This window comes from Peribacillus sp. NPDC097197 (assembly GCF_050278025.1).
Classification (GTDB): Bacteria; Bacillota; Bacilli; order Bacillales; family DSM-1321; genus Peribacillus.
Window position 1 is genome coordinate 83,152 of the sequence record NZ_JBNNST010000003.1, and the last position, 19,129, is coordinate 102,280.

General features: G+C 43.1%; 18 protein-coding genes. 8 read left to right on the top strand and 10 right to left on the bottom strand.

The window, feature by feature from the left end:
• Nucleotides 1–13 precede the first annotated feature (13 nt).
• Complete coding sequence (locus tag ACQKL6_RS05035; RefSeq protein ID WP_402957805.1) at nt 14–451, bottom strand: ferritin-like domain-containing protein; 438 nt, start codon at nt 449–451, stop codon at nt 14–16.
• 274 nt (nt 452–725) lie between these two features.
• Between ACQKL6_RS05035 and ACQKL6_RS05040 the strand changes: the two genes are divergently transcribed.
• The 4 genes from ACQKL6_RS05040 to ACQKL6_RS05055 are packed head-to-tail and all read left to right on the top strand — an operon-like array spanning nt 726 to nt 4,744.
• Nucleotides 726–1,481 carry a carotenoid biosynthesis protein gene (locus tag ACQKL6_RS05040; protein ID WP_402986674.1) on the top strand — a complete coding sequence of 252 codons (756 nt, stop codon included), beginning with the start codon at nt 726–728 and terminating at the stop codon, nt 1,479–1,481.
• Nucleotides 1,478–2,140, top strand: coding sequence for a lysophospholipid acyltransferase family protein (locus tag ACQKL6_RS05045; protein ID WP_402986676.1), 663 nt, complete (start codon nt 1,478–1,480; stop codon nt 2,138–2,140). Before ACQKL6_RS05040 ends, ACQKL6_RS05045 begins: the two co-directional genes overlap by 4 nt.
• 13 nt (nt 2,141–2,153) lie before the next feature.
• A complete protein-coding gene (locus ACQKL6_RS05050) occupies nt 2,154–3,257 on the top strand; it encodes a glycosyltransferase (RefSeq protein ID WP_427650693.1) in 1,104 nt (367 codons plus the stop codon).
• A complete protein-coding gene (locus ACQKL6_RS05055) occupies nt 3,254–4,744 on the top strand; it encodes a phytoene desaturase family protein (protein ID WP_427650694.1) in 1,491 nt (496 codons plus the stop codon). The genes ACQKL6_RS05050 and ACQKL6_RS05055 overlap by 4 nt, the downstream gene beginning before the upstream one ends.
• Nucleotides 4,745–4,946: 202 nt before the next feature.
• Here the strand turns inward: ACQKL6_RS05055 and ACQKL6_RS05060 are convergent, their stop codons facing one another.
• From ACQKL6_RS05060 to ACQKL6_RS05075, 4 genes are all read right to left on the bottom strand, one after another.
• Nucleotides 4,947–5,780 (bottom strand): phytoene/squalene synthase family protein, encoded by an 834-nt coding sequence (locus tag ACQKL6_RS05060; protein WP_427650695.1) that lies wholly within the window; start codon nt 5,778–5,780, stop codon nt 4,947–4,949.
• On the bottom strand, nt 5,773–7,233 hold the full coding sequence (locus tag ACQKL6_RS05065) for a phytoene desaturase family protein (RefSeq protein ID WP_427650696.1): 1,461 nt from the start codon (nt 7,231–7,233) through the stop codon (nt 5,773–5,775). The genes ACQKL6_RS05060 and ACQKL6_RS05065 overlap by 8 nt, the downstream gene beginning before the upstream one ends.
• A complete protein-coding gene (locus tag ACQKL6_RS05070) occupies nt 7,233–8,756 on the bottom strand; it encodes a phytoene desaturase family protein (RefSeq protein WP_427650697.1) in 1,524 nt (507 codons plus the stop codon). Before ACQKL6_RS05070 ends, ACQKL6_RS05065 begins: the two co-directional genes overlap by 1 nt.
• A gap of 294 nt (nt 8,757–9,050) precedes the next feature.
• Complete coding sequence (locus tag ACQKL6_RS05075) at nt 9,051–10,115, bottom strand: ABC transporter ATP-binding protein (RefSeq protein ID WP_427650698.1); 1,065 nt, start codon at nt 10,113–10,115, stop codon at nt 9,051–9,053.
• Nucleotides 10,116–10,417: 302 nt separating this feature from the next.
• Between ACQKL6_RS05075 and ACQKL6_RS05080 the strand changes: the two genes are divergently transcribed.
• Together ACQKL6_RS05080 and ACQKL6_RS05085 are read left to right on the top strand one after the other, a co-directional pair.
• Nucleotides 10,418–11,884, top strand: a complete 1,467-nt coding sequence (locus tag ACQKL6_RS05080; RefSeq protein WP_427590668.1) for an NAD(P)-binding domain-containing protein — start codon at nt 10,418–10,420, stop codon at nt 11,882–11,884.
• Nucleotides 11,885–12,093: 209 nt separating this feature from the next.
• On the top strand, nt 12,094–12,597 hold the full coding sequence (locus ACQKL6_RS05085) for a DinB family protein (protein WP_427590669.1): 504 nt from the start codon (nt 12,094–12,096) through the stop codon (nt 12,595–12,597).
• Nucleotides 12,598–12,673: 76 nt separating this feature from the next.
• Here ACQKL6_RS05085 and ACQKL6_RS05090 read toward each other — a convergent pair whose 3' ends face one another.
• From ACQKL6_RS05090 to ACQKL6_RS05110, 5 genes are all read right to left on the bottom strand, one after another.
• Entirely contained in the window at nt 12,674–13,639 is a 966-nt protein-coding gene (locus ACQKL6_RS05090) for a nucleoside hydrolase (protein WP_427650699.1), read from the bottom strand.
• Nucleotides 13,640–13,755: 116 nt separating this feature from the next.
• Nucleotides 13,756–14,088, bottom strand: a complete 333-nt coding sequence (locus ACQKL6_RS05095; protein WP_402874746.1) for a zinc ribbon domain-containing protein YjdM — start codon at nt 14,086–14,088, stop codon at nt 13,756–13,758.
• 114 nt (nt 14,089–14,202) lie between these two features.
• On the bottom strand, nt 14,203–14,808 hold the full coding sequence (locus ACQKL6_RS05100) for a hypothetical protein (RefSeq protein WP_427650700.1): 606 nt from the start codon (nt 14,806–14,808) through the stop codon (nt 14,203–14,205).
• A gap of 195 nt (nt 14,809–15,003) precedes the next feature.
• A complete protein-coding gene (locus ACQKL6_RS05105; protein ID WP_402874741.1) occupies nt 15,004–15,330 on the bottom strand; it encodes a hypothetical protein in 327 nt (108 codons plus the stop codon).
• A gap of 236 nt (nt 15,331–15,566) precedes the next feature.
• Nucleotides 15,567–15,758 carry a hypothetical protein gene (locus ACQKL6_RS05110; RefSeq protein ID WP_402874739.1) on the bottom strand — a complete coding sequence of 64 codons (192 nt, stop codon included), beginning with the start codon at nt 15,756–15,758 and terminating at the stop codon, nt 15,567–15,569.
• 238 nt (nt 15,759–15,996) lie between these two features.
• Between ACQKL6_RS05110 and ACQKL6_RS05115 the strand changes: the two genes are divergently transcribed.
• Complete coding sequence (locus tag ACQKL6_RS05115; protein ID WP_427650701.1) at nt 15,997–17,400, top strand: tetratricopeptide repeat protein; 1,404 nt, start codon at nt 15,997–15,999, stop codon at nt 17,398–17,400.
• A gap of 268 nt (nt 17,401–17,668) precedes the next feature.
• Nucleotides 17,669–19,057: an amino acid permease gene (locus tag ACQKL6_RS05120; protein WP_402874732.1), complete on the top strand. Its 1,389-nt coding sequence runs from the start codon at nt 17,669–17,671 to the stop codon at nt 19,055–19,057.
• The last annotated feature ends 72 nt before the right edge of the window (nt 19,058–19,129 follow it).

A 19,129-nucleotide genomic window follows, 5' to 3' on the forward strand; every position in this document is an offset into this window, starting at 1 on the left:
TTCGGCGCTCTTTCTATTTATTTTTCACCATATAATACAAAAACCACACGGCGTGGTTTTGCTCATCTGCGGCAGCACGACGAAATGCCTTTCTTACCGACCGGTCTGCTGCACCATCTGCTGTTTCCAAATAAAAATCCACGGTTTTCTGTTCATCCACAAGGGCAAACTCCAAGCCTGCTTTATATGAATCCGGGCATGTTTCCGTCACTTTCGGTGTTGGCTGGTATCCTGTCAGATTGATGTAGATTTGTGAAAACACCTGAAAATGTTTCATCTCATCTTCCCTGATCTCAAGGATTTGCTTCCGCTCTGTTTCGTTAGGAGCCATCCTAGCTAGTTTCTCGTAACACAAGATGGCGCTATACTCCCCATTAATCGCCTGTTCTAACTTGTGTATCAAGTCCTGCTGGCGATTCTCTTCCTGATCATTCGCTATATAATCATACATCTAAAAAGACCTCCCCATTCCATATACCCTTATCTTATGACAAGTGACGGAACATGTGCCTAGTATATTGACGACCAATCTCGCATTGAATCCTACAGATCCTACCGACAGCAGGCCGGTTTATTTTATGTTGCGTAAAAAATGAGTAGATACTTCGCTAAATATGTGTACGATTCGTGAGCCTTCCCTTTAAACAAAAACCATTTTCAATATTTGTACATATATTGTACAATGTTTGTATAGATATATTCATTTAGGGAGGTATCATATATACATGACATTGGATGAAGTCTTATATAAAGTATTCCTTTTTTGGTATGCATGCGGAATCATCCTTCTTAGCTTTGATTGGATAGCGCCGTGGCTAGAATGGGCCAATGCCATGTTTTTGGTGTTGGCCGGATTGTTAGGGGTGATCTTTTTCATCAAGAAGTTTAATTGGCAGTACGGGCTCTTGATTAGTAGTGTCATATTTTCGTCTTCCTTTCTTATTGAATACCTCGGCTCTGCCTACAGTATTTTGTTCGGACAATATGGCTACACAGAAAAATTCGCCCCCAATTTATTCGGAGTCCCCATTGCGATTGGGTTCGCATGGCTGATGGTGATGGGAACATCTCATGTATTGGCAAAAAAAATCGTTCCACATGGCGGGCTCTTATATGCCATTGTCGGAGGATGCATCGCGGTGGTCATCGATTTAATCATCGATCCGGTTTCCTATAAAGTGAAACAATATTGGCTATGGGAAGAAACAGGCGTGTACTATGGGATCCCTTTTAGTAATTTTGTCGGCTGGTTTCTGGTCGCCTTTGTCCTTCATTTGTTTCTTTTGTTCATTCTCAAATGGAAGAAAGACACAAATCAAAATATAAGATGGGAAAAACGCATGGTTCTTTTATTTGCGCTAATGATTGGGATGTTCATCTTATTAGGTCTACTCGGAAAACTTTGGCTAGCAAGCTCGCTCACTGCTCTATTAGCCAGCTTCATCCTATTACTCGCCTTAAGAAGGAGGGAAGCAACATGATCCGTGCCAATAAAAACCGACTATTCCACTCCATGTTTTCCCTTTATCATCAACGTTTATTACGACGGTCCTTTGATCAAATCCATTTATATTCCAAAGGAACCCTTCCAACAACGCCGGCAATTTATATCGCGAATCATAGTTCTTGGTGGGACGGACTCATCTTTTTTCATCTAAGCCGAACCGTCCTTCCTGGAGACCTCTATATCATGATGCATGAATCAGGGTTAAAGCAGTATCCGTATTTTAAAAGATTAGGAGCCTTTTCCATTAACCGCAATCATCCAAAAGATATCCTGCAATCCCTCCAATATGCGCAACAGTTATTAGAAGGTGGAAAGAGTGTCTGGATGTTTCCACAAGGAGATGAATTTCATTTAGAAATGCGTCCGCTAGGCTTTCAACCAGGCGTTACATATGTATTGGAACACTGTCCGCATACACCGGTCGTCCCGATTAGCTTTTATTATTCATTTGGCCAAAGGAAAAAGCCAGAAGTGTACATAGAAGCAGGAAATCCGCTATATCATCACGATTTACCCGGTAGGTCACGGAACGAAAAAACGGCTGGACTGGAACAAGTTTGCACCGAGCAGTTGGATGAATTAAAGCAGCTTGTCGTAACAAAACAATTCAACAAGTTTTCGATTTTACTTTAGGGGAGTGTGCTACATGTTATTTTCTTTCATCATCTGCTTAACGATTTTCATCCTCTGGACGATGCTGAATGCGCTATCCCTGCCTAGGCTGCCCAAACATGCAAACCTAGACAAGACACCGCTCGTTTCCATCATGGTTCCCATGAGAAATGAAGAACGGAATGCCGAATCCATGGTCCGGTGCTTACAGGCTTTGACCTATCCGAACATTGAATTCATTTTGTTGGACGATCAGTCCACAGATCAAACCTGTTCCATCCTGGAAAAGGCAACCGAAGGCGACAGCCGGTTTCGCATCCTTTCCGGGGAAAAGCTGCCTGAACAATGGGTAGGCAAGGTCCATGCATGTCATCAACTGCAACAAGAGGCGAACGGGGCATACTTCCTTTTTATCGATGCGGATGTGCGTTTGAAACCCCATTGTCTCGAAAAATCACTCTCACTAATGAAAACAAGCCGGGCGCACCTGTTAACTGGGTTCTCCGCGTTTGAAGTCCCATCTTTTCTAAGTAAGCTCCTTGTCCCCATGCAACACTTTGTCGTCCTGTTCCATTTGCCGATCATGTTTGCCAACCGGACGAATATCCTAGCTACGACCGCTGCACATGGAGGGTTTATGCTATTTGAACGAATGGCTTATATGAAGATGGGCGGCCACGAGACGGTACGATCCTCATTGGTCGAGGATGTCCATATTGCACGTAAGATGAAAGAGCAAGGATTTAAGGTAATGCTTGCGAACATCACCGATGAAGTGTCCTGCCGGATGTATGAGACGAACCAGGAAGTATGGGATGGGTTTTTAAAAAACATTTACAATGGCCTAGGCCGTTCTTTTCCTCTGGTCGTATTATTGACGGTTTTTTATAGTTTCTTTTACATAGGCCCCCTTCTCTTGCTTGCATACGGGCTTATCGAGTTCCAGCCGGTTTGTTTCATTCCATATCTCCTCATTACATGCCAGCGTTACATTGTGGACCGTGTGACGAACCAAGGAGGGTATCTATCATTTTTGATGCCGTTATCCGCGGCTTCATTCATCGGCATCATGCATGCATCCATGTGGAAATCATGGTCCAGACAATCTTATGAATGGAAAGGACGGCACTATTCATGAAAAAAGTGATCATCATCGGGGGCGGTCTCGGCGGTCTATCGTCGGCCATCACCCTAGCACATGCAGGATTCCACGTCGAACTCTACGAAAAGAATCGTCATTTCGGCGGGAAAATGATGCCAATTCAACTTGGTGATTACTCGTTTGATTTCGGTCCCAATACCATCACGATGCCTTCGGTGTTTAAACAGGTGATCGAACAAACGGGAGAACGGGCCGATGATTATTTCGAGATGATCAAACTGGAGAATCATACACGCAACATCTTTCCGGATGGAACCCATTTCGACTTTTCCAGCAATCAGCAAACCGTCCTTTCTCAACTTCAGAAAGTTGATCCTGCCGGGGCTCGCCATTACGATTCTTTCATTAAGGAAATCACCAGGTTATTCAAGCTCTCGGAACGATATTTCCTCCCCAGAACGTTTCGTTCATGGCGTGATTATGCTTCGCCTTCATTGGGGGCGGCGATGATGCGCGTACGCCCCTTGCAGACATTGGATTCTTTTTTCCGTTCTTACTTTTCCAATCCTCGCATCATCGAAGCCTATAATCGATATGCCACATACATCGGCTCTTCCCCATTCCAAGCACCCGCCACGTTTGCGATGATTGCCTATTTGGAAATGGTCGAAGGGGTGTACTATGTAAAAGGGGGCAATGTGAAAATCGCGGAAGCCTTTGCTTCGCTTGCCAAGAAGATGGGTGTCAGCCTTCATAGTGAATCGCAAGTAAAGAAGGTGCTCGTGGCCGACAATAAAGCAACCGGAGTCGAGTTACAAAACGGGGAAAAGGTGATGGCTGACCATGTGATCATGAACGCCGATTTATTGAAAGCCTATCCTGAACTAGTTGCTGAAAAGGACCGTCCTTCTTTTAAAAACGATAAGGTGGATAAAATCGACCCCTCCATTTCGGCATTCGTTATACTGGCCGGGATCAACAAACGTTTTACCCAATTGAAGCATCATACCGTTTATTTTTCCGATGATTATCAACAGGAGTTCAATGACCTCTTCGTCAACAAAAAATACAGTGCCAAGCCGACCATCTACATTTGCAATTCGTCCCATACGGATCCTGGCCGCTCGCCAAAAGGAGATAACTTATTCATCCTGGTTAATGCCCCCGCCCTGCCTCCGAATGGAAAATTGCAAATAGAACCGGTTGCCTATAAGAAATTGATCTTTGAAACGTTATCTTCCCATGGCCTCGATCTCACTCAACATATCGTGGAAGAAAAAATCATAACCCCTTCCGATATCGCCGCACAATTCGGGGCCCATCGCGGGGCCTTATACGGAGTCTCTGCCAACCGAAAAAAAGACGCATTCCTGCGCCCACAAAATACCAGTAAAGATATCAAAAACCTGTACTTTGTCGGTGGTAGCACTCACCCTGGCGGCGGTTCACCGATGGTAACGATTAGCGGTCTAAACGTAGCCCGCTCTATCATAAAAATGGAACAATATAACAAAATCAGTTGAAACGGAAGGTGCGAGACTCCTGCGGGAAACGCGTGTCTTCGGGAGACCCCACAGGCGTAAGCCGAGGAGGCTCACGGACCGCCCGCGGAAAGCGAGTGCCTGGAGTGAAAATCACCCTCCATAATATAGACAGTCTCTATTTTTATCCGAGTGTGTCTACATACTGAAACAGGTCACTTCGCACAGGAAGTGACCTGTTTTTCTACATATTGACGAGTATCCGTTGCTTCATCTGATTGGTCACAAAATGCTTTTTATGAAAAACATGATACTTCTTCGAACGGACGGCCGTTAAAATCTCACGGTATAAATAGGCGGCACTTTTGACTGGTATCCTTGAATAGATTGGATATTCATTCAAGGTTTGAAAAGCTTCTTGGTAAAACCCTTCAGCCTCTTTCGCTAGATGCTCCCACACTTCCACAAAAGGGACATCCACCTTTCCAGACCATAGCGACTTTTCCGTCAAACCATGGGCCTTCATCACATCATGAGGCAAATAAATTCGATCACGACCCAAATCCTCTCCTATGTCACGCAGTATATTGGTCACCTGCATGGCCAAACCCAATGCAATGGCGCCGTCCTTTAAAGCAGCCACTTTCTTCGGTGCAAGGATCGGCAGGAGCATCAGACCCACTGTACTCGCTACATGATAACAATAGTTCAAGAGTTGATTCACCGTCTCATAGCGATTGATCGTGATATCCATTTCCTGGCCTTTGATCATTTCACGGAAATGCTGTTCATCCATCTCATAGCGTCGAAACACATCATGAAGAGCCACCCACATGGGGTTGGATGCATCGTATATTCCACTTAGGAAATGCTCGAACTCACTCGTGAAAACGGCAAGTTCAGTTGCAGGGTTCTCCCCCTCATCGACAATGTCATCGACCGTCCGGCAGAAGGCATAAACGGCGTATACCGCTTGTCGCTCATCCCTCGGCAGAATCGAAAAGGCTTTATAAAAGGTTTTGGAATGGTGGGCAATCACCTTTTCGCAATTCCGGTACGCCTCTTTCACATCATACATGGACACTCACTCCTTTCAGGGCTTGATCACGCTGGATTTGATCCGCAAGTAATTTTGCTCCTTGCATAACAAGCGGAATGCCGCCGCCTGGATGAACCGATGCTCCCACTGCGTACAGATTATCAATAGGATACGGTTTCACCTGCGGCCGGAAAACGCCAGATTGCAATAAGGTTGGTGCGACACCGAAGCTTCCGCCTCGATACAAGCCAGATTTCTCGGCATCCGTCGGTGTCCGTATTTCCATCCATTCAATGGCTTCGCGCAATCCTGGGAAAGATGATTTCTCCATACGGTTGATTATTCCATTTATCCATTCCGTTTCGTTGGACCAATCAATATCCGACTCGGACGGTACTGGAACCAGCGTGTACATCACACCTTTACCGGCCGGGGCCAGGCTATCATCGATGATGGATGGATGAAAGGCATATATGGAAGGGTTCACCGGAAGCTTTTTCCTGTCGAATACATCTTTCATATGCTCAGAAAAATTATCCCCCATGAAATACTGATGCACATTCGCTTCTTTGTATATGCGATTTAAACCGAAATACAGGAGAAGGCAGCCTGAAGATGGGGTGAATGTCCTTTTCTCTTTTCGTCCCAATACATGCTTGATATTTGGGAAATCCCCGTTAAACACGACAGAATCATAAGGGATGAATCCACCCTTCGTCTCAACCCCGGTTACTTTCTGGTGTTCCGTAGGGATATTCTCCACCCTGCTATTCAGGTGTATTGTCACATTGCGTCGTTTCAGTTCGTTTTCAAGGACGGGGATGAGGCTTGCGTACCCACCTTTTAGATAGTGGACTCCCTGCTCATGCTCAGCGAATGAAACTAACGAGTACATCGCGGGAACTTGAAAGGGATTACCGCCAACATATAAAGATTGAAGTGCATAGACCGATTGTAGCCTTTCATCTTTAAAGTATTGAGACATCAATTTCTGTACCGATTGATAGGGTTTTAGCTTCATCAATGTTTTGAGCTTGCTTGGTGTCCAAAAATCTTTGGGATTCACAAAGGATTCTTCCAAGAATGATTTTTTCCCCAGCTCAAGTCGATAGCTTCCCTCTTTCATAAAACGCTTGAAACCCTCTACTTCTGAAGGAAAGACCCTTCTGAATTCCTCCACTTGCCGCTCAAAGTCCGGATATTTCGTGAATGACACTCCATCGGGAAATTGGATTGAATAGAGGGGATCACATAGGAGGAGTTCATAGATTTTCCGGTCGATGCCCGCTTCATCTAAAAGTTGTTGAAACATCTCAGGTAACAGGACGATGGTCGGACCTTGGTCAATCCGAAAACCATCTCTTTCGACAAAATTCAGCCTCCCTCCAAGCTGCGCCTCTTTTTCATAAATCGTTACATCGATCCCCTGCTTCGATAAAAACAAGGCACCCATCAACCCTCCGACACCGCCACCAATAATCGCTGTCTTCATCAAAATCCCTCCACGACGGGAAGCGGTGATACAGGAATGATGTCCCGCTTATCCTGTTCCAATATGCCATTCGCCGTAATGCGTGCAGATTCCAGGATGGTCGGGAGCCCGCTTCCAGGATGCGTTCCACCACCAACGAGCCAGCAATGCTTGAGCTCTTCGAATTGGTTATGCGGTCTAAATACCATCATTTGTGAAAGCTGATGCCCAAGGTTGAAGGTCGCCCCTTTATAGACCAATTTGTCTTCTTCCCAATTACGGGGCGTGATCATTTTTTCAACTTCAATATACTGCTCCAGGTTTTTGAATCCCGTCTTCTCTTCGACCGTCTTTAAAATGAGTGCCCGGAATGCTTCTTGCTCTTCTTCCCAGTCAATCCCGCTAAAATTATTCGGTACAGGTGCCAAGATATACAGGGTGGAATTTCCTTCGGGAGCTAACGTTGGATCGGTGACACTCGCATTTTGAATATAGATCGAAGAATCTTCAGAAAGGATCTTCAAGTTCGTTATTTCCTCCACATTCTTTTGATAATCTTTCGAGAAAACGATGGTATGATGCGGCAAGTCGAACTTCTTATTCAACCCTAGATATAACATGAATGTGGAACAAGAATATTTCTTCTTCGCCAACTTTTCAGGTGTATATTTCTTTAACTGGCCTTTACTGACCAAGTGGGTCATGACGTGGGCAAAATCACCATTGATGATGACTTCATCCGCCTCCACCCTTTCTCCGTTTTCAAGGTCAACGCCTTTCACCGTTTTCCCCTCAATCCAAAGGCTTTTCACCCCGCTATTCGTATGGATTTTCCCACCATGCTCACGAACGACCTTCGCCATCGATTTAGATAACTCGTTCACGCCGCCAATCGGATGGAAGACACCATAAGCATGTTCCATATAAGAAAGGATCGAAAAGGCACCTGGACATTCCCACGGTGACATGCCTAAATATTTAGACTGAAACGTGAACGCGAGCTTCAATTCATCCACGGTAAAATAACGGGACAAGACATCATATAACGTCTTATTCAATTCAAGTTCAGGAAGCGCACGAAGAACTTTCGGCTGAAAATAGTGCATGAACCGATCCATCTTGGATTGCAAAATGGGTGAGAGGGCCTCCATTTTCTTTGCCGTTTCCTTCAAGAACCTTTCATATCCCTCGCCATTGCCTGGATACACCGACTCGATTTGCCGTTTCATCTGCTCTGTATCACGGGTCATGAGCAGTTTCCGATTCTCAAAAATCAGTTCATACATTGGATTGAGTTCCACTGCGTTCAAATAGGCATGCAAATTTCTCCCAGCGGCCGTAAATAATTCTTCGACGATATGAACCATCGATAAAAATGTCGGTCCCATATCAAACTTATAATCTCCCAACCTCACTTCGGCATTTCGACCACCGATATAGGATTGCTTTTCATATACGTTAACCTGATAACCTTTACTTGCTAGAATCATGGCTGCAGCGAGCCCTCCTGGACCTGCCCCCACAATCGCCATACGCTTTTTCATTCGGATACCTCCACTCTGCACAAATATTATACAAACATTATACAATGGTTATATATCAAATACTACAATTTTTATTTAACCGAGAAGGTCCTCTGGATAAAAAACGCTTCGGAAGGCTGGTATAAAGGCACTTTTCAAGATTATTTTTCTATGAAATTAGCTTTTTCATCCCTTTTCCCATCGAATACCCGGACTATCATTAGCTGTACAAATGTTAAACGCTTTTATATATGAAAATGAAAAAGACAGAAACGTTGACTCACCAACGTCTCTGCCTCACGACACCCTCCCACTCTAATCAACCAGCACCATCTGGTTTTTCGGAAAGACCAGAACGATTTCTTGACCTACATGATATGGTTCTGTCATCTCCCCATTCACGATAAAATCCCCGAATGGTGTCCCCACACTATATTGATAACTTCTTCCTAGATATGTACGAACCTTAATTCTTCCCGGTAAACAATTATGTTGCAGATTTCCCGAAGGACTTTTTGCTTGCATCATTAAAGCATCCGGCCTGATTGTACTTGTTTTCCCAGTCAAGTTAGACATATGCGCATCCTTTTGGAGAACAAATACGTACCCTGATTTAATCAGTACGATATGGTCTCCGTCATCATGCCGCTCATCGAAGGAAATGAAATTCTTATACCCGATAAAGTCTGCGACAAATTTGGTTCGAGGATAATTGTAAATCGCCGCCGGACTATTAAACTGCTCGATGGCACCTTGATTCATGATCGCCACCTGATCGGATATCGCTAAACATTCTTCCTGATCATGAGATACGTACACCGTGGTAATCCCTAACTTTTGTTGAATCCGCCGTATTTCCGTCCTCATGTTCACCCGTAAGTTTGCATCGAGGTTACTCAATGGTTCGTCAAATAAAAGGATATCCGGTTCGATGACGATGGCCCTTGCAATCGCAATGCGTTGCTTTTGTCCACCGGAAAGCTCATGCGGATACCTCATTTCAAACCCTGACATATTTACAATTTCCAGCACATCCATGACACGTTTTTCTATCTCCATCTTGGAACATTTCCTAAGCCTCAGTCCGAATGCAATATTATGAAAGATCGTCATATGCGGAAATAAGACATAGTTCTGAAACACAAAGCCAACATTCCGCTTCGTAACAGGGACTTTCGTATAATCTTTCTCGTTATATAGAATCTTCCCTTCACTAGCTTGTACAAGCCCCGCAATTAAACGCAATGTTGTTGTCTTCCCACATCCACTTGGACCCAGTAGGGAAACCAGCTGTCCTTCTTCAACTTCAAGTGTGAGATCTTTTAAAACCCTTTGTTTGTTATATGCTACCGCTATCTCTTGCAAAGCAAGTAAAGCCATTAGCTCTTCTCCTTTTTTATCGTTACCCGAAATTAAACTATCATTCCTAACGTAACAGCCATCCGACTATGTAGTAGTATGGACTTTTTAAATGAAAAGCATGTAAAAAAAAACCATTTTACACTAACCACTTATTCGATTAGTGATTGTGACCAATAATAAAAAGAAATTTCAGACAATTCATCTAAAGAATTTCCGGTGAATCCATGATAATCTAATAGTATGTTATATAAACTTACATGAAAAGTCACTTAACAAAACATATATTGATAAAAATCGTCCATGAAAGGAATGAATTGATCATGAGCATAGAAACATTAACCAAACAAGTTAGAACTGATTTGTCCTACCTATCGATCGGTAGCAACGATCGGGTGGATCCATCCAAGCAACCGGCAGGACATATCTATGATGCAATCATTGTCGGGGGCGGACAAAGTGGGTTAGGTACGGCTTTTGGACTTTTCCGTGAGAAAATATCCAACATCCTTGTCATCGATGAAAATGGCGAAGGGTTGGAAGGGCCCTGGAGAACCTATGCTCGCATGGTGACATTGCGGACACCCAAGCATTTGACGACCATCGATCTTGGCATCCCTTCCTTGACTTTCCGCGCATGGTGGGAAGCGCAATTCGGTCAAGAAAGCTGGGAAGCGATGGATAAGATACCCCGGCAGGAATGGATGAATTATCTTCAGTGGTATCGGGAAGTCCTCAACCTGCCTGTCATCAATAAGGTGAAATTAAAGCTGGTCGAGCCTACCGAAGAAGGAATCCATAAATTGCATATCGAAGGCCAAGGAGCCCACACGCCCCTACTGCTTGCTCGCAAGGTCATTTTAGCCACCGGGATTCAAGGTGGGGGCGAATGGCATATTCCACCCATGATAACAGAGAACTTGCCTCGCCACCTCTATGCACATACCTCGGAACCGATTGACTTTTCCACCCTCAAAGGGAAAAGGGTCGCTATTTTGGGCGGCGGAGCCTCTGCTTTTGATAATGCCCATTTCGCCCTCTCTGAAGACGTCGCAAAAGCCCATGTCTTCATCAGGCGCAAAGAGATTCCCCGCATCAATCCGATCCGGCATATGGAGGCTTCCGGCATAATCGAGCGTTTCCATACCCTACCGGATGCTGATAAGTATGCCGTGATGAGCCATTTCTTTAAGCATAATCAACCACCGACCACAGATATGTTTCAACGTGCCTCCTCATGGCCCGGATTCGACATGCACCTGGGCTCCCCATGGCTTCAAGTAAAGAACGTAAATGATCAAGCTGTCGTGACAACGCCTAAGGGAACATTCACTTTTGATTTTTTGATCATCAGTACCGGCCTTGTCACAGATCCTTCTTTACGGCCTGAATTACGGCTTGTGGAAAAGCACATTGTCCGATGGAGCGACCGCTATCACGCCCCGGAAAATCTGGCTAATCCTACGATTGATGCACATCCTTACTTAAGCCCCGGCTTTGCTTTCCAAAGCCGTGATGATAAAGGAAAGGGGCGACTGCACGGAATTTTCGCCTTTAACTATTCCGCCTTGATCAGTTGCGGCATTTCAGCTTCAGCACTTTCGGGATTGAAGTTCAGCATACCAAAACTCGTAGCGGCGGTAGCTGAACAGCTCTTCACCGACAATCGAACAGACATCCTCACAACATTCTTTGACTATGACCAAGTAGAATTCACCGAAGAATGGCCAAGAAAAGAACAAAGGACGGACTCCACACCCCAATCGTTCATACACTCGATACCCAGTTGACGATTTGGATAGCCCACCTGGTATTCTCAAATAAATGGCTTGCTGGCACATCTAAGGCAGCAAGCTTTTTATCATCCTGGAGAAAAAGCCAAAGGCATTTCATCCATTATTCATTTCTTTCAACACTAGATTCCCACCCTGTTGTACAATGAAGGTAACGCTTACATTCCATTTACTTTCCGTACATCATCTGAACACAGGAGGTTCTCATGGGTTTTCTAGAGATTAGTCTATTATTTGAAACAAGGAATCAATTAATCGAGGAAATTTCAGGATTGAACAGTCCCATGATGGATTACAAGGCTTCACCTGAAAGCTGGAGCATCGCCCAAATTTGTCATCATCTATTCCTTTCTGAAACTGTTTTTACCGAGGCCATTGTCCGTGGTTTAAAAGACCGGGACTATAAACAGATCATCCAAAAAGACATCTACTTAACTTCGGATCTGACAAAAAAATTCAAAGCCCCTAAGATGGTGGTACCTTCTCAAGAGCGTATGGAGTTACCAAAGTTACTGGATCGCCTGTTTGAATCAAGGAATCATTTATTGAATGTAATTTTTGAACAGGAAGATCGGAGCATTTTTCGGAGAAAAAAAGCAAAGCATCCACTATTCGGCCATCTTTCTTTAGATCAATGGATCGAATTATTATCCTTACATGAGCAACGGCATATTGAACAAATAAAAAGCATGAAACTCCAATTCGGGTAACCTCGATTGTATCCTAAAAACATCCAGGCCATCACATAAAAAAACCGCCCCTTATCATCCGGTGCGGTTTTCCTTATTAGTTCACTCTTATTCTTTCTCCAACAAACTCTACGGCATTCATGAATTCGGAGACAAAGCCTTCCCGGTCGACACCGTGCAGCACATGGACATTTGGCGTTTTGCCACTGCGCCTTGCATAATCCACGACGGTTGTCCCTGCCGTTAAACGACCTTCCAATTCAACTTGCACATAATAATCCTGTCCCATGAACAGCTCTGGCTTTATTACATACATCATGGCACAAAGGTCGTGAAAACGTAACACTTCTGCAAAATGGTCTTCGTTAAATGGTGTTTGTTCCGCAACATTCAGGTAGAATGTTAGCATTTGGTACACTTTATCCGAAAAGTCCGTCCCCATATCCAAAATGAGATGGGCTTCTTCCAACGTTACATAGGCTTTATGCGTTACATCCAATCCGCTCATTACGATTGGGACACCTGAACGGAGAACGATTTCGGCTGCATGCGGGTCGACATACGCATTGAACTCAGCGGTCGGTGACATATTGCCGCCGACTGCCGCACCTCCCATCCAGGAAACACACTTGATTTTCTGTTTTACTTCAGGATGTGCCAACAAAAGGGCTGCCACATTCGTCAACGGGCCTGTAGCAACGATTGTCACTTTTTCCTCACTCGCCATAATCGTCTCTAGCATCGCGAATATGGCTGGACGCTCACTGACCGGCAATGTCGGCTCCGGAAACACAACATTCGCAAAACCACTTTCACCATGAACATCCTCAGCCACTTCTAGATCACGGAATATCGGGTGCTCCAGTCCCCTGGCTATTTCTACGTCCGCACCAATGTAGCTGAGGAAGGTCCGGGCATTGTAATTCGTTTTATCCTGCGAAATATTCCCTGAACAGGTTGTGACTAAACGTACGTCTATCGCCTCACTTGCAAAGGCAAGTGTCAGCATCATGGCATCATCAATTCCAGGATCTGTATCGATGATGACGGGCATTTTACTCATATAAGAAACCACCTTTTTAATAATTCACATACTCCTCCCATCAAGGGGCTCATCACCCTTGTGATGCTGCTTTATCTTTTGGGCAACCTTAGAAAAAAGACGTATGTGAACCTGTGTTAGACCTTTTTTACAAATTGGGATTTTAACTTCATCGCACCAAAACCATCTATTTTGCAATCGATGTCATGATCGCCTTCCACCAATCGGATACTTTTCACTTTTGTCCCCATTTTCAAGACGGATGAACTTCCCTTGACTTTAAGGTCCTTGATGACCGTTACGGAGTCACCATCGTTCAAGACATTGCCGTTGGCATCTTTAATGGTCTTGATCTCTTCCGTTTCTGATTCTATGGACCACTCATGTGCACACACCGGGCAAACATAGAGGCTTCCATCTTCGTATGTATATTCTGAATGACAGGTTGGACAATTAGGTAAATCGGACATTATTTTCATTCCTCCATTCAACATTGCTCATTCTAATATAACAGCATCTTCCAGGCAATAGGCATTGGAGAAGGGAACCATGCACATATGGTTCCCTTCTTTGGCATTTTGGCCTTATTTAAATTCACCTTTAAGTAAATACACCACATCGAAATCCTTTAACTCATCCATATTGCTTTTTGGATCTTCATAAAAATCACTGGATAGGGAAGTTGCACCTTCCTCATCAAGTGTATAACAAATACTCGCTAGCACCATTTCATCCTTTATGGGAAGGGTTTCTGACATTTTTCCCGTTGTAATCGAAGCCTTTTCAAGATCCCTCTGCTCTGTCACTAAACTGCTAAAACTCGAATGATCACTTTCATCATCACCCTCCGTTTTTATTCCAGTCATGAAGGTAAACTGGTTCTCATTGTCCGGATTTTGGGTTCTGGCGAACATCAATGAACCATTTCCGTAAACCGGAGCAGTAGCATCATTGATCTTTTTACCAACCAATTTACCAGATTCATATTTTTCAATCCAAAAAGAAACTTCTTGATATGTATCATCGATAATGAAATCGAATAAGAATGCGTCACTCGTGGTCAGGGAAAGAATATCCTCTTCCCTATCCGTCAAATCCGCCACCGAGATGGTATTTGTTTGATTACCGGTACATGCCCCCAAAACGATGGCCAGCATGGTCAATAGTGCCGTGTATAAAATCTTCTTCATGCGTTTCCCTACTCCTTTATCAACTAAAATTCACAAAATCTTACACATTATATCATTGACTGAATAATTATGCATTATCTTTCAGAATAGGTACTTTTCCATATGGAACAGGGAGCTGGTTCGTCATCCCTTCCGTAAAAAAAGCAGCACAGTGTCAACTGTACTGCTTTATACCATAGGCTCGATGATGATTGATCAGATGAATAGTTTAATGGTAAGAATCACTCCGATCGTTATAAAGATCGGTCCCCAAAATTGCATCGGAATGAAGAATAGACTATGTCGGGTTCCCATTTTATAGGCCGTTCCTGTTTCTTGATCGACAAGAACCTTTTCAGAACCACCATTTAGTTTTCTACCCAAAAACCAGACGATGATCCCGGCCACGAATAAACCGATGATTAATGAAGTATCTTCGGGCAGCGACCGGTCAACCGTCATCTCCAAGATCCAACCGAATAAGAACACCAATGGCACCATAATGACAAAAACTAAAAAACCTAGTCCTCTCCATATAATCATGCCTGAGCCTCCCTTTCACCTCCAAGTCGTTTATTATATTCACCTCCCAATCAATTTATGGATGGGTTTAACCCTTTATCTTAGATAGGAGTTCCCCAGCAGAACAAATATGTCCCCGCTTTATGGGCATAAAAAAACTCCCTATAAGAAAACAAACGATACATAAGTCGTTTATTAGTACGGGAGATATTCTATAACTATGCTAAATCTCACACTTTTCTCAATTTCATTGAATATCAGTCCCTAGGAGAATCAAGGGCTTGATAGGCCTTCTGGTACTTTCCGCCATCAGCAACCTCTGCATGATATAAAGCCTTAAGGGCAAAATTCTTCTCTAGATTGTGTTCTTTCATCAACACTTTCAATTGCGTTTGTAGTTCCGAGTGTTCTTTCATTAGCTGTTTCATTTGCGTCTTGAAGTACTTCATTATTATCGTTACTTCCTTTCAGGTGCTAAAAACTCACCCATCAAGTATACCATTTACGCATTTTTTCACCAGCAACACTAAAGTTTTCTCAAAAGGGAAAAGTAGTTTCATACTATTGTTAACATCACAAAGTTCAATCGTAGTGGCTTTTCTAAAAGAAAATCCAGTAAATGCTATGTTATAATGGATAATAAAAATCACATGAATTCGCATACGATCAAAAGGGGCTGTGTTACATATGAATAATGAACTTATTATGCCAGTTGAAATTTCCATCAAAGAAAAAAAGAAACTCTCACAAGGGAAAGTGATGCAAGTCGTCGTATTCTCACGATGTACGATGATTGAAGTAGAATCATCATTAAATGAAAATTATTATCTCATTTACTATAAGAATAATCTTGTATATGGTGAAAAGGTAGAAAAGATAGAGAAACATTCATTTATCGATAAAATACGGAAAATGGGTATCGTCTTACACTCAGACCATCCGTTCCTCTCCGCAATAATCCCCAGCCAAACCGCCACTATTCCAAATAAGAATAAGCTTTTCTCCCAACTTCAAAATCAATATTCCCTCCAGGAAGTAGCCTACATCGCTACGACGCTCGACTCATTTTTCACAAAGAAACAACTGAGCAATGTCATATACAAAATCTTTTACCACTATAGAAGAAACGGCAACTTCATGCAGGCCTTTCAAATCATTAAGATCTTGGCAAACTTCGCTCCCGACCTGAATTCTGCGAGAGAGATTAAAAACTCATTGGAGTTCCATTCCTATATGGAATTTTACACATCCTCATCACTATCTACCATCCAGGAGAAAGATTCCCTTTTTGTTGAATGGCATTGCTTCAAATATCGCTTACAACCTGATGAAGGAAAAATGTTAGAAGGTTTATTGAGGAAACAGGACTCTTTCTTGACCCTTCTCTTATTCTGGATGGAGAAAGTCGAAAAGTATTCGAAGGTGACTTCCATTGAAGCATATACCACGATGGCCTTGCAATTCGTATCCATGGAAAAGTGGATCGTAACCTTAGACTATTTACACATCAACCCATTTCAGGTGCTACCACAAACCAAATCCATGATTGAAGAGATGCTTCAGGAGGAACACTATGAAACAGCCGCTCTCTATTTAATGAATTTCCTTAATGCCCTACCGGATACCTATGAGGAGATCTTGCATACATTATGGGAACATTTAGATCCGACGTTTATTGCCACCCATATAGATACCTTCATGGTTATGATTCAACAGCTCGTCCTAGAAGATGGCGAGAAGCAATCCGAACAAAGGTTACTACAACTTATTGGTAAATTGCTTGAAACCTATGATCTTAAAGAGGTACATGAAAAGCTGCTGCCTATCCAAAAATCAGCTCCCCATTCTCCGGTGTTCCGGAAAATAAACAAAATGATGACCTTGCTGGATGATCCCGATCAAATGATGGAACTCGGACAATATTATGCAGAGTTTAAGCAATACGATGAAGCCATCGAATGTTTCTCATGGGAGATGGAATTGTACCCGGATGACCCCGCTCCCGTATCGCAGCTGTCCAAAATGTATCAAAACAAAGGGATGGTTAAAGAGGCCTTTGCTTACCATCAAATATTAGATCAAATGAAATAACGTGCAATGAAATATAAAAAGGATTAGAACTCACCCTTCTAATCCTTTTTTATACGGTTTAAGAGTTTATTTAAGAAATAAAGCTCATTTCATATGGCTCGCTTAATTGATCCGAAATATGGAATACTATCCATGTGAGGCTTTGAAGATTTATAAAACGTACACATAATTCGACAAAAAATGCACTATATCGACAAATCTATTTGACATTTAATCCGTTAATGTTTAGAATCTTTATGATATTCAAAAAAAGAATTGAGTGTTTAAAATGAAAACGAACTTATTTCGAAAAAAATCCGTGAATCAACTTTTACAAAATCATGGAAAAGTACAATTACAAAAGACACTAGGAGCGTTTGATTTAATCCTACTCGGTGTCGGTGCCATTGTGGGTACAGGAATTTTCATCCTTCCAGGTACCGTTGCAGCCCAGCATGCAGGACCTGGGATTGTGTTCTCTTTTATCATTGCCGCCTTTGTTTGTGCATTTGCCGCAATGTGCTACTCTGAATTTTCTTCATCCGTTCCAGTTACAGGGAGTGCATACACATACTCCTACATTGTCTTTGGGGAGATCATTGCTTGGCTAGTCGGCTGGTCCCTATTACTTGAATACGGCTTAGCTGTTGCTGCCGTTGCTACAGGCTGGTCATCCTATTTTAGCTCGCTACTTGCCGGGTTTAATATTTTGCTTCCTCACGAAATATCCGGTTCATTTGATCCGGCCAACGGCACATACATTAACCTGCCAGCTATATTGATCATTTTCCTTATTGCCGCCTTGTTGACATTAGGCATTAAAGAATCGACAAAATTCAATACGATTATGGTATGTGTGAAAGTGGCCGTTATTTTACTATTTATTATAGTCGGCGCATTCTACGTTGAACCGACAAACTGGAAGCCATTCACCCCATTTGGTACAAGCGGGGTTCTAAGTGCCGCGGCCTTAGTATTTTTCGCCTATCTTGGCTTCGATGCAGTATCATCTGCAGCCGAAGAAGTTAAAAATCCACAGCGTAACATGCCAATCGGTATTATTGGTTCGCTCTTTATCTGTACCTTATTGTATGTTGCTGTATCCCTTGTATTGACGGGTATGGTTTCTTACACACAGTTAAATGTAAGTGACCCTGTAAGCTTTGCCATGAAAGTGGTTAATCAAGATTGGGTGGCCGGTATTATCTCCATAGGTGCCGTCGTTGGGATGATGACCGTAATCCTTGTTATGCTTTACGGTGGTACTCGCCTAGTATTCGCATTCGGTCGTGACGGCTTACTACCAAAATTATTATGCGAAGTTCATCCGAAACGTAAAACACCAGTAAAAAACACATGGATTTTTGCGACTCTCATTGCCTTATGCGCAGGCTTCGTCCCATTGGATAAGTTAACAGAGCTTGTAAACATGGGTACTCTTTTAGCCTTCACTGTTGTATCAATCGGCGTCATTTACTTACGCAAAAACAAAGACATTCCGAATGATGGATTTAAGGTACCTTTCTTCCCAGCCATTCCAGTCATTTCATTTATTTTATGCATATTCCTGATGACCCAACTATCCGCACACACCTGGATTGCGTGCCTTATTTGGATGATCATCGGTATAATCATTTACTTTACTTACGGTAAAAAGCACAGTATTTTGAACAAATAACAAATATGGCTGTTGCAGTGTGGACGTTCACATCTGCAGCAGCCATTTATTTTTGGAATCATACATGACCAA